At 66.2% G+C, this 16,291-nt stretch carries 17 protein-coding genes and 1 pseudogene; 11 read left to right on the top strand and 7 right to left on the bottom strand.

All coding sequences use genetic code 11. The features are described from left to right. Positions 1 to 10 precede the first annotated feature (10 nt). The gene (locus D8S75_RS06670; RefSeq protein WP_119965287.1) at positions 11 to 631 is read right to left on the bottom strand and encodes a LysE family translocator; all 621 of its coding nucleotides are present in this window, start codon (positions 629 to 631) and stop codon (positions 11 to 13) included. 106 nt (positions 632 to 737) lie between these two features. On the opposite strand from D8S75_RS06670, the gene D8S75_RS06665 reads away from it, so the two are divergent. The 8 genes from D8S75_RS06665 to D8S75_RS06630 all read left to right on the top strand — a co-directional run bounded on the left by D8S75_RS06665 (position 738) and on the right by D8S75_RS06630 (position 7,087). Then, on the top strand, positions 738 to 1,757 hold the full coding sequence (locus tag D8S75_RS06665) for a GlxA family transcriptional regulator (RefSeq protein ID WP_119965286.1): 1,020 nt from the start codon (positions 738 to 740) through the stop codon (positions 1,755 to 1,757). Positions 1,758 to 1,764: 7 nt separating this feature from the next. Next, on the top strand, positions 1,765 to 2,301 hold the full coding sequence (locus D8S75_RS06660) for a low molecular weight protein-tyrosine-phosphatase (protein ID WP_442475181.1): 537 nt from the start codon (positions 1,765 to 1,767) through the stop codon (positions 2,299 to 2,301). Between the two features lie 43 nt (positions 2,302 to 2,344). After that, a complete protein-coding gene (locus D8S75_RS06655; RefSeq protein WP_119965285.1) occupies positions 2,345 to 3,076 on the top strand; it encodes a lysophospholipid acyltransferase family protein in 732 nt (243 codons plus the stop codon). A 4-nt stretch (positions 3,077 to 3,080) separates the two neighbouring features. Continuing rightward, entirely contained in the window at positions 3,081 to 4,079 is a 999-nt protein-coding gene (locus D8S75_RS06650) for a phosphatidate cytidylyltransferase (protein ID WP_119965284.1), read from the top strand. Positions 4,080 to 4,137: 58 nt separating this feature from the next. Further along, on the top strand, positions 4,138 to 4,686 hold the full coding sequence (ruvC, locus tag D8S75_RS06645; protein WP_119965282.1) for a crossover junction endodeoxyribonuclease RuvC: 549 nt from the start codon (positions 4,138 to 4,140) through the stop codon (positions 4,684 to 4,686). Positions 4,687 to 4,783: 97 nt separating this feature from the next. Continuing rightward, on the top strand, positions 4,784 to 5,422 hold the full coding sequence (acuR, locus tag D8S75_RS06640) for an acrylate utilization transcriptional regulator AcuR (RefSeq protein ID WP_119965281.1): 639 nt from the start codon (positions 4,784 to 4,786) through the stop codon (positions 5,420 to 5,422). 52 nt (positions 5,423 to 5,474) lie between these two features. Further along, positions 5,475 to 6,458: an acrylyl-CoA reductase (NADPH) gene (gene acuI, locus D8S75_RS06635; RefSeq protein ID WP_119965279.1), complete on the top strand. Its 984-nt coding sequence runs from the start codon at positions 5,475 to 5,477 to the stop codon at positions 6,456 to 6,458. Between the two features lie 50 nt (positions 6,459 to 6,508). After that, entirely contained in the window at positions 6,509 to 7,087 is a 579-nt protein-coding gene (locus D8S75_RS06630; protein WP_119965277.1) for a peroxidase-related enzyme, read from the top strand. A 97-nt stretch (positions 7,088 to 7,184) separates the two neighbouring features. Here the strand turns inward: D8S75_RS06630 and D8S75_RS06625 are convergent, their stop codons facing one another. After that, positions 7,185 to 8,084, bottom strand: a complete 900-nt coding sequence (locus D8S75_RS06625; RefSeq protein WP_119965276.1) for a LysR family transcriptional regulator — start codon at positions 8,082 to 8,084, stop codon at positions 7,185 to 7,187. A gap of 120 nt (positions 8,085 to 8,204) precedes the next feature. Here D8S75_RS06625 and D8S75_RS06620 point away from each other — a divergent pair, with 120 nt between their 5' ends. The 3 genes and pseudogenes from D8S75_RS06620 to D8S75_RS06610 all read left to right on the top strand — a co-directional run. After that, positions 8,205 to 8,837, top strand: coding sequence for an NADPH-dependent F420 reductase (locus D8S75_RS06620; protein WP_119965274.1), 633 nt, complete (start codon positions 8,205 to 8,207; stop codon positions 8,835 to 8,837). A 30-nt stretch (positions 8,838 to 8,867) separates the two neighbouring features. Continuing rightward, the gene (locus tag D8S75_RS06615; RefSeq protein WP_119965272.1) at positions 8,868 to 9,311 is read left to right on the top strand and encodes a DoxX family protein; all 444 of its coding nucleotides are present in this window, start codon (positions 8,868 to 8,870) and stop codon (positions 9,309 to 9,311) included. A 181-nt stretch (positions 9,312 to 9,492) separates the two neighbouring features. Next, positions 9,493 to 9,693, top strand: a pseudogene (locus tag D8S75_RS06610) (hypothetical protein); the annotation flags it as partial. On the opposite strand, the gene D8S75_RS06605 reads toward D8S75_RS06610, so the two are convergent. The 5 genes from D8S75_RS06605 to D8S75_RS17720 all read right to left on the bottom strand — a co-directional run bounded on the left by D8S75_RS06605 (position 9,648) and on the right by D8S75_RS17720 (position 16,278). Continuing rightward, positions 9,648 to 12,779 carry an efflux RND transporter permease subunit gene (locus D8S75_RS06605; RefSeq protein WP_119965270.1) on the bottom strand — a complete coding sequence of 1,044 codons (3,132 nt, stop codon included), beginning with the start codon at positions 12,777 to 12,779 and terminating at the stop codon, positions 9,648 to 9,650. The pseudogene D8S75_RS06610 and the gene D8S75_RS06605 overlap by 46 nt on opposite strands. Positions 12,780 to 12,794: 15 nt before the next feature. Continuing rightward, positions 12,795 to 14,399 (bottom strand): efflux RND transporter periplasmic adaptor subunit, encoded by a 1,605-nt coding sequence (locus tag D8S75_RS06600; RefSeq protein WP_119965268.1) that lies wholly within the window; start codon positions 14,397 to 14,399, stop codon positions 12,795 to 12,797. Continuing rightward, the gene (locus D8S75_RS06595) at positions 14,396 to 15,670 is read right to left on the bottom strand and encodes a TolC family protein (RefSeq protein ID WP_119965267.1); all 1,275 of its coding nucleotides are present in this window, start codon (positions 15,668 to 15,670) and stop codon (positions 14,396 to 14,398) included. Before D8S75_RS06595 ends, D8S75_RS06600 begins: the two co-directional genes overlap by 4 nt. Beyond that, a complete protein-coding gene (locus D8S75_RS06590; protein WP_119965265.1) occupies positions 15,670 to 15,915 on the bottom strand; it encodes a DUF2789 domain-containing protein in 246 nt (81 codons plus the stop codon). The genes D8S75_RS06595 and D8S75_RS06590 overlap by 1 nt, the downstream gene beginning before the upstream one ends. A 150-nt stretch (positions 15,916 to 16,065) precedes the next feature. Then, entirely contained in the window at positions 16,066 to 16,278 is a 213-nt protein-coding gene (locus tag D8S75_RS17720) for a GDCCVxC domain-containing (seleno)protein (protein ID WP_119965263.1), read from the bottom strand. Positions 16,279 to 16,291 lie beyond the last annotated feature (13 nt).

Raw genomic sequence — 16,291 nt, 5'->3', positions numbered from 1 at the left:
TCGTCCAAGCTCAGTTCGTCAACGGCAGCGCCGCCCCCATCGCCGCGAACAACAGGCCGCAGCCCTGGTTGAAGCGCCGCCCCACGCGCTGGAGCCAGGGGCGCACGCGGTGCGCCAGGCTGGCAAGGCCGAACTCCACCACGCACTCGATCACGCCGAAGGTGCCCGCCATGACGGCGTACTGCAGCCACAGACTGCGTCCCGGCTCGATGAACTGCGGCAGGAAGGCACCGTAGAACAGCAAGGCCTTGGGGTTGGAGATGGCCGCGAGCAGGCCCTGGCGGAACATCACCGAGCGGCGGATCGGGCCTTTTTGGCCATCGATCTCGGGCATGTCCAGTTGCAGCGGCGGGGCGCGCCAGAGCTGGATGCCCAGCCACACCAGATAGGCGCCGCCACCCCACTTGAGCAGGGTCAGCGCGTCGGCCGAGGCGCGCAGCAGCGCGCCGATGCCCAGCATGGACAGGCCGATCAGCAACGCGAAGCCCAGGGCACCGCCCGCGATCGTCCAGAGCGTGCGCCGGCGCCCGTGCAGCGCGCCGTGCGCCAGCACCAGCAGGCTGTTGGGGCCGGGGGTGAGCGACAGGCCCACCGATGCCAGCAGATACACGAACCAGGTGGACCAGGCCATCGCGGCACTCCGGAAAAGTCGTGGAAACAGCGGTGCAGTCTAGGCCCGCCGGTAGATTTGCCACATATCCGATCTGGCTTATATTGCAGCCAATCTGGACATTCTCATGGGCCTGACCACGCACCCTTCTCCCGCACCGGCACCCGAGCGGCCCGACGTGCGCCTGCTGCTGCTGCCGCTGCCGGAATTCACCCTGCTGCCGTTCGGCGCCTTCCTCGACAAGCTGCGCTTTTCCGCCGACGACGCGGACCTCAGCCGCCAGCGCCACTGCGCCTGGACGCTGCTGGGCGTCGACGGCCAGAGCGTCACGTCGAGCAGCGGCGTGCGCGTGGAGACCGACACCACGCCCGCCGACGTGGATTTCCGCGCATTCGACTACCTCGTGGTGTTCGGCAGCCGCACGGTGGAAAAGTCCATGGCCCTGGCCGGCACCTACGCACCCGTGCTGCGCGCCGCCAGCCGCCACGGTCTGCCGCTGGTGGCTATCGACAACGCCAGCTTCCTGCTGGCGCGGGCCGGGCTGCTGCGCGGCCACGAGGTGGCGCTGCACTGGCGCCACGTGGCCGAATTCCGCAGCGCCTTCCCGCGCATCGCGGTGCGCAGCGAGCTGATCTACTGCTTCGACCGCGACCGCATCACCTGCGCCGGCGGCACCGCCGCCATCGACATGGCGGTGGAACTGCTCGCGCGCCACTGCGGCCGCGCGCGTGCCTGCAAGGGCCTGGCCGACATGCTGGTGGACGAGCCCCGCCACCCCGCGCACCCCCTGCGCTCGATGGAGGGCGACCCGAGCCTGGGCCGGCACCTTTCGCGCGCCATCGCGCTGATGCGCAGCTCGCTGGGCGAGCCCATGGGCATTCCCGAACTGGCGCGGCGCATCGGCATCGGGCGCCGCCACCTCGATCGGCTGTTCCGGGAGCGCTTCGGCGTCAGCGCGCACGAGCACTGGACCCGCATGCGCCTGGAGCATGCGCAGTGGCGCGTGCAGCACTCGCACCACAGCCTGGCCGCCATCGCCGGCGAGGTGGGTCTGGCCAGCGCCGCCAGCCTGGGTCGGCTGATGCGCCAGCACCTGGGCCAGAGCCCCGGCGCGCTGCGCGCGCAGCGTGCCTCCACCCCTGATTGACCTCCCCATGCACCACACCCCCTCGCTCCCCGCCCTGCCCCATCTCGCCGACCGCGCCGGGCCCGTCCGCGTCCTCATGGTCTGCATGGGCAACATCTGCCGCAGCCCCACCGCCCACGGCGTGCTGGAAAAAATGGTGGCCGACGCCGGCCTGGCGCGCCAAGTCACCGTCGATTCGGCCGGCACCCACGGCTACCACGTGGGCGAGCCGCCCGACGAGCGCGCCCAGCGGCACGCCGCGCGGCGCGGCTACGATCTCTCGGCCCAGCGCGCGCGCCGCCTCGTGGCCCGCGATTTCGAGGCGTTCGATCTGGTGCTGGTCATGGACGCGGCCAACGAGTCCCACGCCCGCCCGCTGTGCCCGCCGGGGCAGCACCACCGCCTGCGCCGCCTGACCGACTTCTGCACCACCGTGCCGGCCCGCGAGGTGCCCGACCCGTACTACGGCGGCGCGGCCGGGTTCGAGCAGGTGCTCGATATCGTGGAGGACGCCTGCCGGGGCGTGCTCGCCGTGCTGGAATCCGCCACCGGGAGCCGCACCTAACGGGCGGCTCGGCGCCGCCCCGTTCGCGCCCTATGATCCCGCCATGCTTGCCAAGTTGATGGGTTTCTTCCTGCTGGGCCTGGTGCGCGTGCTCACCGGCTCGCAGGCGCGCTGGTACGGTTGCCCGCCCAAGGCGGAGCAACGCATCTATTTCGCCAACCACCAGAGCCATGCCGACCTGGTGATGATCTGGGCCGCGCTGCCCGAGGAGCTGCGCAGCATCACCCGCCCCATCGCCGCGCGCGACTACTGGACGAAATCACCCTTCCGGCAGTGGATCACCAGCGCGGTGTTCAACGCCATCTACGTGGAGCGCCAGGCGGCCTCCCCGCCTGCGGCCCCGGCCGGCCCGGCGGCGGACGCGGGCGGCGCGCCTCCCGGCGGGCCGGAGCCGACCGCCGAGGCGCCGCCCCCGCCCACCCCCGAGGCCCTGCGCGCCGCGCTGCCCGAGGGCGACCCGCTGGCGCCGCTGGTGCGCGCGCTGGAGAGCGGGGATTCGATCATCATCTTCCCCGAGGGCACGCGCGGCCATGCGGACGACCCGCAACCTTTCAAGTCGGGCCTGTTCCGGCTGGCGCAGATGTTCCCCCACGTGGTGCTGGTGCCGGCCTGGATCAACAACGTGCAGCGCGTCATCCCCAAGGGCGAGGTGGTGCCGGTGCCCATCCTGTGCTCGGTGACGTTCGGCGCGCCCATCCAGCTGGAACCCGGCGAGGAGCGCCGCCCCTTCCTGGACCGCGCACGCCGCGCCGTCATGGCCCTGCGCGAGGTGTGACGCCATGAATGCCTTCCTGCGCAGCCTCAGCACCACCCAGCAGATCGGGGCGCTGTTCCTCGTGGTTTTCGGCGTGCTCTCGCTGGTCACGCTCTGGTCCTTCGCGCGCGGCCTGCGCGAAACGCCTGCGGGCGATGCCGACGCCGCAGCCGTGCGCAAGGCCAAGGGGCGCCGCCTGCGCGGGCTCTTGCAGACTTCCTGGGCCATGGCCACGGTGTTCTGGGTGGGCTGGGTGCTGGGCGACACGGCGGCCACGGTGCTGTTCGCGCTGGTGGCATTCTTCGCGCTGCGCGAGTTCATCACGCTCTCGCCCACGCGGCGCGGCGACCACCGCAGCCTGGTGCTGGCCTTCTTCGTGGTGCTGCCGGCGCAGTTCGTGCTGGTGGGCACGCGGCATTTCGACCTGTTCACGGTGTTCATCCCGGTCTACGTGTTCCTGGCGCTGCCCGTGGTGAGCGCGCTGGCCAACGACCCGCAGCGCTTCCTGGAGCGCAGCGCCAAGCTGCAGTGGGGCATCATGGTCTGCGTCTACGGCATGAGCCATGTGCCCGCGCTGCTGCTGCTCGACTTCCCGGGGCAGGAGCCAGGCCGGGGCGCCTTCCTGGTGTTCTACCTGGTGCTGGCGGTGCAGACCTGCATGGTGGTGCAGCACCTGCTGGGGCGGCGCTTTCCACACGCGCCCGTGGCGCCGGCCGTGAGCCAGAGCTTCCAGTGGGCAAGCTGGCTGGCGGGTGTGGCCGTGGGCGGGCTGGTGGGCGGGCTGCTGTCGTTCATCACGCCGTTCAAGCCGGGGCAGGCGCTGGGCATGGCGCTGCTGGCCTGCGTGGCGGGCAGCCTGGGGCATCTGGTGATGAAGGCGCTCAAGCGCGACCGGGGCATCACCAGCTGGGGCATGCAGGGCCAGTCGGTCACGGGCGCGGGCGGCCTGCTGGACCGGGTGGACGCGCTGTGCTTCGCCGCGCCGGTGTTCTTCCATTCGGTGCGTTGGTACTTCGGTTTATAAGCAAAATGGCCTCTGGCGCTTTACCATAAAGCGCCAATAGCTACAAATTCAATAGCATATGAGAATCCTTGGGATCGACCCCGGCCTGCAGACCACCGGCTTTGGCGTGCTCGACGTGGAGGGCCACAAGCTGCGCTACGTGGCCAGCGGCACTATCCGCACCACCCAGCTCGCGCTGGGCGACCTGCCCGGGCGCCTGAAGGTGCTGTTCGACGGCATCGGCGAGGTGGCGGCGCGCTACCAGCCCGACGTGGCCACGGTGGAGATCGTCTTCGTCAACGTCAACCCGCAGTCCACGCTGCTGCTGGGCCAGGCGCGCGGCGCCTGCATCACCGCGCTGGTGGCGCGCGACCTGCCCGTGGCCGAATACACCGCGCTGCAGATGAAGAAGGCCGTGGTCGGCCACGGCCGCGCCGCCAAATCCCAGGTGCAGGAGATGGTGCGCCGCCTGCTCGACCTGCCCGGCCTGCCCGGCACCGACGCGGCCGACGCGCTGGGCCTGGCCATCACGCACGCCCATGCGGGCGCGGCCATGGCGCGCGTGGCCGAGGTGGCCACCCTGCAGCGGCGCCAGCACGCCATGTACAAGGGCGGGCGCAGCTACTGACGGCCCTCTCCTCCGGATTCACGGAAGCGCGCATGGCGAACCTTGGCCGCCGTGCTGCGGATTTGCATTTACAAGCCAATCGGTCTAATATTCACCCATGGACCCGCAAGTGCAAGCCCCCCGCCGCCGTGGCAGGCCGCCACGCCAGCGCGCTGGCCTGGTCGACACGCGCGAGCTGCTCTTGCGCGCCGGCCTGGAGGTGCTGACCGAAAAGGGCTTCTCGGCCACCGGCATCGATGAAATCCTGGGGCGCGTGGGGGTGCCCAAAGGCTCCTTCTACCACTACTTCGACAGCAAGGAAGCCTTCGGCCTGGAGCTGATCCAGCGCTACGGCGATTTTTTCGCCCGCAAGCTCGATCGCCATTTGCGCAACACGGCCCTGTCGCCGCTGGGCCGCCTGCACGCCTTCATCGACGACGCCAAGGCGGGCATGGCGCGCTTTGGCTACCGCCGTGGCTGCCTGATTGGCAACCTGGGCCAGGAGATGGGCGCGCTGCCCGAGAGCTTCCGCACGCGCCTGCAGGACACATTCGAGGACTGGCAGTGCCGCTTCGCCGCGTGCCTCACCGAGGCCCAGGAGGCGGGAGAGCTGGCGCGCGACGTGGACCCCCGGCAGGTGGCGGCCTTCTTCTGGATCGGCTGGGAAGGCGCGGTGCTGCGCGCCAAGCTCGAACAATCCCCAGCGCCGCTGGACCTGTTCGCCGGTTTTTTCTTTGCCGGCTTCCGGGCCCGGTAGCTTTTTTTTGCACCCCAATAGACGACTGGTCTAAATCCAAAGGAGGAACCACATGTTCAAGGGCATCCTGATCGAGAAAGACGACGCGGGCTACCGGGCCGCCGTGCGGGACATCGACGACGCACGGCTGCCGGACGGGGATGTGACGGTGCGCGTGAGCCACTCCACGCTGAACTACAAGGATGCCCTGGCCCTCACCGGCAAGGGCCCGGTGGTGCGCAAGTTCCCCATGGTCCCGGGCATCGATCTGGTGGGCACCGTCGAGAGCAGCACCCACCCGGACCATCGCCCCGGCGACGCCGTGCTGCTCAACGGCTGGGGCGTGGGCGAGGCGCACTGGGGCGGCCTGGCGCAGAAGGCGCGCCTCAATGGCGACTGGCTGATCCCCCTGCCCTCTGCCATCGCGCCGCTGCAGACCATGGCCATCGGCACCGCCGGCTACACCGCCATGCTGTGCGTGCTGGCGCTGGAAAAGCATGGCGTGAAGCCGGCCGACGGCGAGATCCTGGTCACCGGCGCGGCGGGCGGCGTGGGCAGCGTGGCCATCGCCATCCTGAGCCGGCTGGGCTACACCGTGGTCGCGGCCACGGGCCGCCCGCAGGACGCGGACTACCTGCGCCAACTCGGCGCGGCGGAGGTGCTGGACCGCGCCCAGTTCACATCCCCCGGCAAGCCCCTGGGCAAGGAACGCTGGGCGGGCGCCGTGGACGTGGTGGGCAGCCATGTCCTGGCCAACGTGTGCGCCACCACCCGGTACCGGGGCGTGGTCACCGCCTGCGGCCTGGCCGGTGGCATGGACCTGCCCGCCACCGTGGCGCCCTTCATCCTGCGCGGCGTCACCCTGGCCGGCATTGACAGCGTGATGTGCCCGCGCGCCGACCGCCTGCGGGCCTGGCAGCGCCTGGGCACCGACCTGGACATGGACAAGCTCGGCGCGATCGGTCACGAAGTGGGACTGGCCGACGCCATTCCCCTGGCCAGCCGCTTGCTCAACGGCGAAGTGCGCGGCCGCATCGTCGTGGACGTCCACCGCTGACCCCTGGGCCGCAAGGCCCTGCACCATCTCACCCCTCAAAGGAAAAAGCCATGACGCAGCCCCAGCCCGCGCCCGCGAGCCGCTTTCCCGTCCCTGAACTGCAGGACATGCCCGACGACATCCGCCAGCGGATCGTGGCGGTGCAGGAGAAATCCGGATTCATCCCCAACGTCTTCCTGGCGCTGGCCCACCGGCCGGACGAATTCCGCGCCTTCTTCGCCTACCACGACGCCTTGATGGAGAAGCCCGGCAACCTCACCAAGGCCGAGCGGGAAATGATCGTGGTGGCCACGAGCAGCATGAACCAGTGCCAGTACTGCGTGGTCGCGCATGGCGCGATCTTGCGCATCCGCGCCAAGAACCCGCTCATCGCCGACCAGGTCGCCACCAACTACCGCAAGGCCGACATCACGCCCCGCCAGAAAGCCATGATCGACTTCGCCATGAAGGTCTCGCAAACTGCGCAACAGGTGGGCGAAGCCGATTTCGACGCGCTCAAGGCCCATGGCTTCAACGAGGAAGATGTCTGGGACATCGCCGCCATCTCGGCGTTCTTCGGGCTGTCCAACCGGATGGCCAACGTGACGAACATGCGCCCCAACACGGAGTTCTACGCGCTGGGCCGATGATTCAAGCACAAATGGCCTGAACCGCAGACCCAGCAAGCGCCATCAGCTATTGTTTATATAGCAACGCACGCCATTCCTGGCCCGTGCGGAATCCGCATCAGGCCGGCCAGGCCCGCATGCGGAAGGCATCGACGAGAAAGTCGATCAGCGCGCGCACCTTCGGCGTCAGGTGCTTGCGGCTCGGGTACACCGCGTACACGCCGAGTTCATGGGAACGGAACTGCGGCAGGATTTCCACCAGCGCGCCCGACGCCAGGTGCGCGCCCACCAGAAAAGAGGGCTGCAGCACGATGCCCTGGTGCTGCAGCGCCGCAGTGCAGCAGGTGTCGCCGCTGTTGGTGCGCATGCGCGGCGCCACCTTCACGCTCACGGGCCCGTCCGGCCCTTCGAAGGTCCACTGGTCGCCCGAGGCCAGCAGCGAATAGGCAAACACCACGTGCCGCGCCAGCTCCGAAGGGTGCGCGGGCGTGCCGTGGCGCTGCAAATACGCGGGCGAGGCGCACAGGATGAGCCGCGTGGACGTGAGCTGGCGGCTCACCAGCGATGAGGTCTGCAGCCGCGCGATGCGCACCGCCAGGTCATAACCTTCGTCCACCAGATCGACCAGCCGGTCCGACAGCGTGACGTCCAGCTCCACCTTGGGGTGCAGCGCCATGAAGCCAGGCCACAGCGGCGCCAGATGCAGCAGGCCGAAGGTGACCGGCACATTGAGCCGCAGCTGGCCGATCGCTTCGCCCGCCTGGGACGACAACTCGGCTTCGGCCTCGGCCACGCCGTCGAGCAGCTGCCGGCAGCGCTCGTGGAAGACCGCGCCTTCGGCCGTCAACGAAAGCTTGCGCGTCGTGCGTTGCAGCAGCCGGGCGCCCAGCCGCTCCTCCAGGTCGCCGACCAGGCGCGACACCGCTGTCTTCGAAAGATTCAGCGCATCGGCCGCGCGCACAAAGCTCCCGGCATCAACCACGGCCACAAAGGCCCGCATTTCCTGGAATTTGTCCATGGCTCTATTGTGCCGATTTTCGGCTCAATAAATCAATAAATATCTTATTTATTGATTTTTACGTGACTATTAAAGTTCACTCCATCGCAGCAGCACGCTGTATCACCCGAAGGAAACATCATGAAAGTCACAGTCATCGGCGCCGGCAATATGGGTTCGGCCTTCGTCAAACAACTCGTGCGCGCCGGCCACCAGGTCAGCGTGACCGCCCGCGACAGCGCCAAGGCGGCGCAAGTGGCGGCGGCCCACCCGGGCGCCCAGCCCGTCGCCACGGCCGGCGCAGCCGCTGGCGCCGACGTGGTCGTGCTGGCGACCGGCTATGCCGACGCCGTGGGCGCGCTGCACGCCGTGGGCGACCTGCAAGGCAAGGTCGTCATCGACATCACCAACCCGCTGACGCCCGACTACATGGGCCTGACGCTGGGCCACAGCACCTCGGCCGCGGAAGAAATTGCCCAGGCCGTGCCGGGCGCCGAGGTGGTCAAGGGCTTCAACACCGTGTTCGCGCAGGTGCTGGCCGAAGGCGCCGATTTCGGCAACGGCCGCAAGGTCACGGTCTTCGTCGCCAGCGACAGCCCGCGCGCCAAGCAGACCGCCAGCGCGCTGGCCGAGAGCATGGGCTTTGATGTCATCGATGCGGGCGGCCTGAAGAACGCGCGCTACCTTGAGCCGGTGGCCGGCCTGAACATCTACCTCGGCTACGGTGCCGGGCTGGGCACGGTGATCGCGCCCACCTGGATCCGCAAGGCCTGAGCTATCCATCCGACACCTCTGGAGAACACCATGAACAACGCTCTCGTTCATCGTTTGATGGCCACCGGCAACGGCGCTGGCGCCCTGGCCCTGCGCGTCCCTGTGGGCATCATCTTCGCCGCGCATGGCGCGCAAAAGCTCTTCGGCTGGTTCGGCGGCTATGGCCTGGACGGCACGGGGCATTTCTTTGGCTCCATCGGCCTGAACCCCGGCTACCTGATGGCGCTGCTGGCCGGCGCGGCCGAATTCTTCGGCGGCCTGGCGCTGGTCGTGGGCCTGCTGGTGCGCCCGGCCGCCGCCGCGCTGGCGTTCGCCATGCTGGTCGCCATCTTCGCGGTGCACTTCAGCAAGGGCTTCTTCCTCGACAAGGGCGGCTACGAGTATGCGCTGGCCCTGTTCGCGGCCTCGCTGTCGCTGCTGTTCAGCGGCGCGGGCCGGCTCTCGGTGGACCGCGCCCTGGCGGGTGAGCGCTGACGTTCTGCCCGTCCAACCCGAAAGGGTTGGGCAGGCCGGTCGCTGTTGGCCGCAAGGGTGCCATGGCGTCGCCGTCCATGGCATTCTGCTTACCGACACATTGAACGGGGATGCACCATGCCCACGGACCTGAACGCCCTGCTGCCGACGTCCGCCACATGGCCGCACATGGGCGACGACGGACTCGACCTTGCTGCGCTATGTGGCCTTGCGCAACCACCAGTTGCCGCAGTCAACGCTGGACAGCAAGACGCCTATGCAGGCCATGAAAGAGTGGTACCAAACACCCCCGCAGCTATTCCACAAGCGCCCCTCCGATCGTCCGGGATGCGACACCTATGCCACCACGCTCTTCAATCTCCATTGTTTGACCAAACCGTAAATCGCCGGGATTACTGCCAGCGTGAGTACGGTCGAGGAGATCATTCCTCCGACCATCGGCGCAGCGATACGGCTCATCACTTCCGAGCCTGTGCCGGTCCCCCACAGGATAGGCAGCAGGCCGGCCATGATGGCAACCACCGTCATCATCTTGGGACGCACCCGCTCGACCGCGCCTTCCATGATGGCTTCATAGAGATCTGCCACGCTAGGCTCCTTGTTTTCGGCACGCCGTCGGGACTGAATCTCTTCCCACGCGTGGTCAAGATAGATCAGCATGATCACGCCCGTCTCAGCGGCAACCCCCGCCAATGCGATGAAACCCACCGCGACGGCGACCGACATGTTGTAGCCCAGCCACCACATGAGCCAGATACCGCCCACCAAGGCAAACGGCACCGATAGCATGACGATCAAGGTTTCGGTCAGCCGCTTGAAGTTCAGGTACAGGAGCAAGAAGATGATGAGCAGCGTGACCGGAATGACCACTTTCATTTTCTGCACCGCACGCTCCATGGACTCGAACTGACCACTCCAGGTCGCGTAGTAGCCGGGTGGGAATTGAACCTGCTCGTTCACCGCCTTGCGCGCATCCGCCACGTAGCCACCGATATCGCGGTCCCGGATGTCGACGAAGATGTAGGCTGACAGCAGTGCGTTCTCGGTCCGGATGCCAGGAGCACCCTTGGCAACCTCCACACGCGCCACCTGCCCCAGCGGCACCATGGAACCATCCATGGTGGGCACCAGCACTTCTCTGGCGATCTGCTGCGGGTCGGCTCTCAGTTCGCGTGGGTAGCGCACCGTGACACCGAAGCGCTCACGCCCCTCGACCGTGGTGGTCACCATCTCGCCCCCCAGGGCCGTGCCAATGACCTCTTGCAGTTCCCCAACCCCAAGACCATAGCGCGCCAGTTGTGCCCGGTCAGGTTCGATGTTGAGGTAGAAGCCCCCCGTAATGCGCTCGGCGAACGCGGAGGTCGTTCCAGGCACCTGCTTGACCACGGCTTCGATCTCGCGTGCCAGGCGCTCCATCTCGGCAAGGTCCTTGCCGAAGACCTTGATGCCGATAGGCGTTCGGATGCCGGTGGACAGCATGTCGATGCGTGCCTTGATGGGCATGGTCCAGGCGTTCGACACCCCGGGGAACTGCAATGCCTGGTCCAGCTCGGCGATCAGCTTGTCCATCGTCATGCCGTCGCGCCATTCGGATTCGGGCTTCAGATTGATCACCGTTTCGAACATCTCGGTCGGCGCCGGATCGGTCGCCGTGTTGGCGCGGCCGGCCTTGCCGTAGACCGAGGCCACCTCCGGGAAGCTCTTGATGATCTTGTTCTGCGTCTGCATCAGCTCGGCGGCCTTGGTGATCGACATACCGGGCAGCGACGCTGGCATGTACAGCAGCGTGCCCTCGTTGAGCGTGGGCATGAACTCCGACCCGAGCTGGCTGGCCGGGTAGAACGACACGCCCAGCACCACCAGGGCTGCCGCCACGGTCAGCTTCTTCCAGCGCATCACGGCGGCGATGATGGGACGGTAGACCCAGATCAGGAAGCGGTTCACCGGATTGCGGGCCTCCGGCATGATCCGCCCACGGATGAACAGCATCATCAGCACGGGCACCAGCGTCACCGACAGCAGCGCGGCCCCAGCCATGGCGAAGGTCTTGGTGTAGGCCAGTGGCGAGAACAGGCGGCCTTCCTGCGATTCCAGCGTGAACACCGGAAGAAAGGACACGGTGATGATGAGCAACGAGAAGAACAGTGCCGGTCCGACTTCCTTGCAGGCCGTGATCATGGCGTCCACGCGCTCTGTGTCTGTGTGTTCCTGGGGCAGCCGCTCCAGGTGCTTGTGCGCGTTCTCGATCATGACGATGGCTGCGTCCACCATGGCACCGATGGCAATGGCGATGCCACCCAGGCTCATCAGGTTGGAGTTCATGCCCAGCAGGCGCATGGCGATGAAGGCGATCAGCACCCCCACGGGCAGCATCAGGATCGCCACCAGCGCCGAGCGCACATGCATGAGAAAAACCATGCAGACCAGCGCGACGATCAGGCTTTCTTCGAGCAGCGTGCGCTTGAGCGTGTCGATGGCGCGGTGGATCAGGTCGGAGCGGTCGTACACCGCCTCGATGGTTACGCCCTCGGGCAGGCCGGTCGAGACTTCGGTGATCTTTTCCTTCAGGTTGTGGATCACCTCCAGCGCGTTCTGGCCGTAGCGCGCCATGGCGATGCCCGAGACCACCTCACCCTCGCCGTTGAGTTCGGTCAGGCCACGGCGCTCGTCGGGCGCCAATTCCACCCGGGCGATGTCGCGGATGAGGACCGGTGTGCCCTTGTTAGCCTTGACCACCAGGTTCTCGATGTCGGCCACGCCGCGCAGGTAGCCCTTGCCGCGCACCATGTACTCGGTCTCGGCCATCTCGACGACGCGCCCGCCCACGTCGCGGTTGGAATCGCGCACCACCTGCGACACCTTGGCCAGAGGAATGCCGTAGGCGCGCAGTTTCACGGGATCGACGGTGACCTGGTAGGTCTGCACGAAGCCGCCGATGGACGCCACTTCGGCCACGCCATGGGCCTTGGTGAGCTGGTAGCGCAGGTACCAGTCCTGCAACGTGCGCAGCTCGGCCAGGGTCTTGTCCTTGGCCAGCAGTGCGTACTGGTAGACCCAGCCCACGCCGGTCGCGTCCGGCCCGATCTGGGGCGTCACGCCCTTGGGCATGCGCCCGGCGGCGAAGTTGAGGTATTCGAGCACGCGCGAGCGGGCCCAGTAGATGTCGGTGCCGTCCTCGAAGATGATGTAGACGAACGAAGCGCCGAAGAAGGAAAAGCCGCGCACCACCTTGGATTTGGGCACCGACAGCATGGAGGTGGTCAGCGGATAGGTGACCTGGTCCTCGACCACCTGCGGGGCCTGGCCCGGGTACTCGGTGTAGACGATGACCTGCACGTCCGACAGGTCGGGCAGCGCGTCCAGCGGCGTCTTGAGCACGGCATAGACGCCACCGACGATAACGAACAGGGTCGCCAGCAGTACCAGGAAACGGTTTCTCCCCGACCAATCAATGATCTTCGCAAGCATGGTGTCTCCCGAGGATCAGTTGTGGCCGGCGTGCGAATTGGCCGCAGCTTTACCTGCGGGCTTGGCGGCGGTGATCACCCACTCGCCCTGCCCGCGTTCGACGAATTCGAACGCCACCGCTGCGCCGGGCTTGAGCTCCTTCAGCAAGCCGCCATGGGCCACCTTGAACTCCATGGACATGGCCGGCCACTTGAGGCTGGCCACCGGGCCGTGCGCCAGGGTGACCGTGGAGGTTTTCGCGTCCACGTCCTCTACCGTGCCTTCGGCTTGATGGCCTACGCCGGTGACGACCTTGGTACTGGGGGCTCCGTCCGTGGAGGGTTGCGCACCGTGCCCTGCATGTCCCAGGCTTCCGACGGCAGCCTTGAGGTTGCTTTCCGCGTCGATGAGGAAGTTGGCGGCCACCACGACCATTTCGCCGTCCTGTACTCCATTGATGATTTCGACGCGGTCTTCACTGCGTGCGCCGATCTTGACCTCACGGGGCTCGAAACGTCCCTCCTTGAGTTGCACCAAAACAATCTGGCGTGTTCCACTGTCGATAACCGCCGACGTTGGCACCGTTAAGACGGCCCCTTTGGAGGCGGCAGGCAGTTCCACCTGAGCGAACATGCCCGGTTTCAGTAAGCCGCCTGCATTGGTCAGTTCCACGCGCACGGGCACGGTGCGGGTTTCCGCCGTGAGCGTCGGATACACGTAGGTGATGGATCCAGTGAAGACTTTGTCCGGGTAGGCGTTGATATGAACCGTGGCCTTCGTGCCGGGCTTGACCAAGCCAATGTCCTGCTCGAACACATCGGCGATCACCCACACGGAGGACAGGTTGGTGACTTGGTAGAGCGCATCACCTGGCATGAAGCGCATGCCTTGCACGGCCTTTTTCTCGGTCACGATGCCCGCCACCGGCGAGCGGAACGTGAGCGTGCGGCGCGCGTTGCCAGACTGGGCCAACGCTTTCACCTGCTCGTCCGAAATATCCCAGTTGCGCAGGCGCATCAGGCTGGATTCTGCGAGTTGCCGCATGCCGTTCTGCGTTTCCTCGCTGGCACTCTTCAAGGAATCAACCCCCTGGGCGGCAATGGCGTACTCGCGTTGTGCCGACACCAGTTCCGGGCTGTAGACCTCGAACAATGGCTGGCCCTTGCCCACCGCCTGACCGGTGGCATTGACATGCAAGCGTTCGACGTAGCCCTCGAACTTGGGCGTGATGGCGTAGCTCAGTCGCTCATCGGGTTCAATGCGGCCGGCGGCACGTACCGTCTTGTCCAGCGTGCGCAAGGTGGCAGCCTCGACGCGTACCCCGAGCTTCTGAACCTTGTCGGTGCTGATCTTGATCTGATTGGTACTTTCAGCTTCCGACTCCTGTTCGCCTTCATAGACCGGGATGTAGTCCATCCCCATCGGATCTTTCTTGGGCGTGGGAGATGTGTCGGGCAGACCCATTGGGTTGCGGTAGTACAGGACTTTGCGCTCTTTCTTCTCGCTTGCCGAGGCCGCCATCGAAGCCGCCGGCTCCGATCCATGCACAGCGGACTGCCGCTGGCCATACCAGTAGCCCCCCCCCGCAGCCAGTGCCACCGCCGCCAGCACGAGCGCGCCTACCTTGAGATTTGTTGTCATAGTTCTTCTCCAACGATGCGCTCGATGTCTGCCAGCCGCGTTTGCGCGGCGACGCCTGCCTTGACCTGATTGAGCTTGGCCTGGCGTATTTGCCTCTGGGCGTCGAGCAGGGTGGCGAAGTCCACCTTGCCGGATTCATAGCCTGCCAACGCAGATCGATAGGTCAGTTCCGACTGGGGCAGCAGGCTCTCCGTGGTCAATGCCAGCGTGCGGCGCGCTGCCTCCAGGCCAGCGACGTTTTCATATAGATCGGCGAGCACCTGGTTGGTGGCGACTTCGCGACGGGAACGCGCGGCATCCAGCATGGCTTGCGCCTCCCGCTCCTGCGCGCGCCGAGTATCCTGCTGCAGAGGGATGGTGACCTCGACCATCAGCTCCCATTCCCGGATCGACTTGCCATACTGGATCGGCGACACCCCTACCGCGAAATCCGGATAGCGGTTCTTGTAGGTGAGCTCGCGGTTCTTTTCCGCTGCCCGGATCTGTGATTCCTCGGTTCGCAAGAGCGGATTGCTGGCTCGTGCGCGCTGCTCCAGAACCTCAAAGCGCATGCTCTCGGAGGCGGGGAGCGAGCGAATACGCTCCGGCGCAGCCAGCGGCTCATTGGCTGGACGCCCCACGAGCGCCTTCAATCTGGCTTGCAGCTGGCTACGCTCAGCTTCGAGAGCGATCAATTCATTGCGCATGGTGGTCTGTTCCAGCTGCGCACGGATCACGTCTTGCTGTGCCGCCAAACCACTGGCGTAGCGCACCTGCGCAACCTTTTCCAGGCGGGACATCAAATCCAGGATTTCCCGGGTGAGCCGCTCGTTCTGGTCCAGGTAGTAAAGCTGTGCGTATGTTGTCTTGATCCTGGTGGCCAATTCACTCCAAGTCCCAGACACCCGTCCCCAAGCCGCCTCGGCCTGCAGTTCGGCAACGTCACGCTTGAGCCCCCGCTTTCCAAACCACGGCAACTCCTGTGTAATCAAGTAGCGCGTGCTGCCCACGCGCCCTGGCAACAGCGTCGGATTGCGCTCGCCCATCCGAGTGAGATCACGCAGTTCCATACTGAACTTGGGGTCTGGCAAAGCACCAGCAGGCAGGACTCGCTCTGCGGCAGCATCGGCCTCAAACTGCATGCTGGCAAACTCCGGGTTGCCCTCTCGCGCCGCAATCAGCAGCCCCTCCAGATGGGCGCCAAGTCGCCCCTCTTGACTGAAACTTGTCTGGGTAAAAACAAGTGCCAGCAGAGCGGCACCGATGGATCGTCTCAAGCGGATCGTGGCCATCACTTGCCCTCCGCTCCACGCAAGGCCGCGTTCAGTTGATCAACGACTTCCGCCCAATCCGCATCCAGCAATAACTCATCCCGTAGCAAGGATGATTGCGCTTGAGTCCAGAACGGGGCGTTTTCCAGCCTGATGGAGGGGGGGAGTGGGCTGTGGCGCACCAGAAATTCCCGGATGCTCTGGGTGTCGGCAGCCAGCCCCAGTTGTTGAAATAGCTCGGTGAACCGATGGTAGGTTGGATCCATTGCGTTGATTCCCTCAGTGTCTTTCACGGTGTCAGCAGTGTTCTGCCAGCGCGCCGGTTCTGCAGCGCCATCCCATGCAGCCATTCTCGGCAGGGCGGCCTGATAGAGGGATGAGCCGTAGATTACTTTTCTGTCATCTGCGGCTGGCGGCTACTCGCAGCAACCGCGCTGCAACTGAACCGGCGGGCAAGGCACGGAACCGTAAGAGCAAAACACGCAGCAATCGCCGGGACGAGGCCGCAGCAGTACCTTGCATTGGCGACATTCGTAGAAAAACTGGCAGGCATCCGTGGGCATGGCTTCTTGCCGAGCGAAGCCGCAGTGCGGGCAGGTCAGTACGGATTCGAGAAGAGGGGCATTCATAGATTTTCGCGAA

Source organism: Simplicispira lacusdiani (genome assembly GCF_003604195.1).
GTDB classification, from domain to species: domain Bacteria; phylum Pseudomonadota; class Gammaproteobacteria; order Burkholderiales; family Burkholderiaceae_C; genus Simplicispira; species Simplicispira lacusdiani.
Note: the sequence above shows the minus strand (reverse complement) of the source record. Positions and strands in the feature narration are given on the sequence as shown.

Coding starts and splice junctions, on each gene's coding strand:
- D8S75_RS06670 (WP_119965287.1), bottom strand. CDS start 631: ATGGCCTGGTCCACCTGGTTCGTGTATCTGCTGGCATCGGTGGGCCTG.
- D8S75_RS06665 (WP_119965286.1), top strand. CDS start 738: ATGGGCCTGACCACGCACCCTTCTCCCGCACCGGCACCCGAGCGGCCC.
- D8S75_RS06660 (WP_442475181.1), top strand. CDS start 1,765: ATGCACCACACCCCCTCGCTCCCCGCCCTGCCCCATCTCGCCGACCGC.
- D8S75_RS06655 (WP_119965285.1), top strand. CDS start 2,345: ATGCTTGCCAAGTTGATGGGTTTCTTCCTGCTGGGCCTGGTGCGCGTG.
- D8S75_RS06650 (WP_119965284.1), top strand. CDS start 3,081: ATGAATGCCTTCCTGCGCAGCCTCAGCACCACCCAGCAGATCGGGGCG.
- ruvC (WP_119965282.1), top strand. CDS start 4,138: ATGAGAATCCTTGGGATCGACCCCGGCCTGCAGACCACCGGCTTTGGC.
- acuR (WP_119965281.1), top strand. CDS start 4,784: ATGGACCCGCAAGTGCAAGCCCCCCGCCGCCGTGGCAGGCCGCCACGC.
- acuI (WP_119965279.1), top strand. CDS start 5,475: ATGTTCAAGGGCATCCTGATCGAGAAAGACGACGCGGGCTACCGGGCC.
- D8S75_RS06630 (WP_119965277.1), top strand. CDS start 6,509: ATGACGCAGCCCCAGCCCGCGCCCGCGAGCCGCTTTCCCGTCCCTGAA.
- D8S75_RS06625 (WP_119965276.1), bottom strand. CDS start 8,084: ATGGACAAATTCCAGGAAATGCGGGCCTTTGTGGCCGTGGTTGATGCC.
- D8S75_RS06620 (WP_119965274.1), top strand. CDS start 8,205: ATGAAAGTCACAGTCATCGGCGCCGGCAATATGGGTTCGGCCTTCGTC.
- D8S75_RS06615 (WP_119965272.1), top strand. CDS start 8,868: ATGAACAACGCTCTCGTTCATCGTTTGATGGCCACCGGCAACGGCGCT.
- D8S75_RS06605 (WP_119965270.1), bottom strand. CDS start 12,779: ATGCTTGCGAAGATCATTGATTGGTCGGGGAGAAACCGTTTCCTGGTA.
- D8S75_RS06600 (WP_119965268.1), bottom strand. CDS start 14,399: ATGACAACAAATCTCAAGGTAGGCGCGCTCGTGCTGGCGGCGGTGGCA.
- D8S75_RS06595 (WP_119965267.1), bottom strand. CDS start 15,670: ATGGCCACGATCCGCTTGAGACGATCCATCGGTGCCGCTCTGCTGGCA.
- D8S75_RS06590 (WP_119965265.1), bottom strand. CDS start 15,915: ATGGATCCAACCTACCATCGGTTCACCGAGCTATTTCAACAACTGGGG.
- D8S75_RS17720 (WP_119965263.1), bottom strand. CDS start 16,278: ATGAATGCCCCTCTTCTCGAATCCGTACTGACCTGCCCGCACTGCGGC.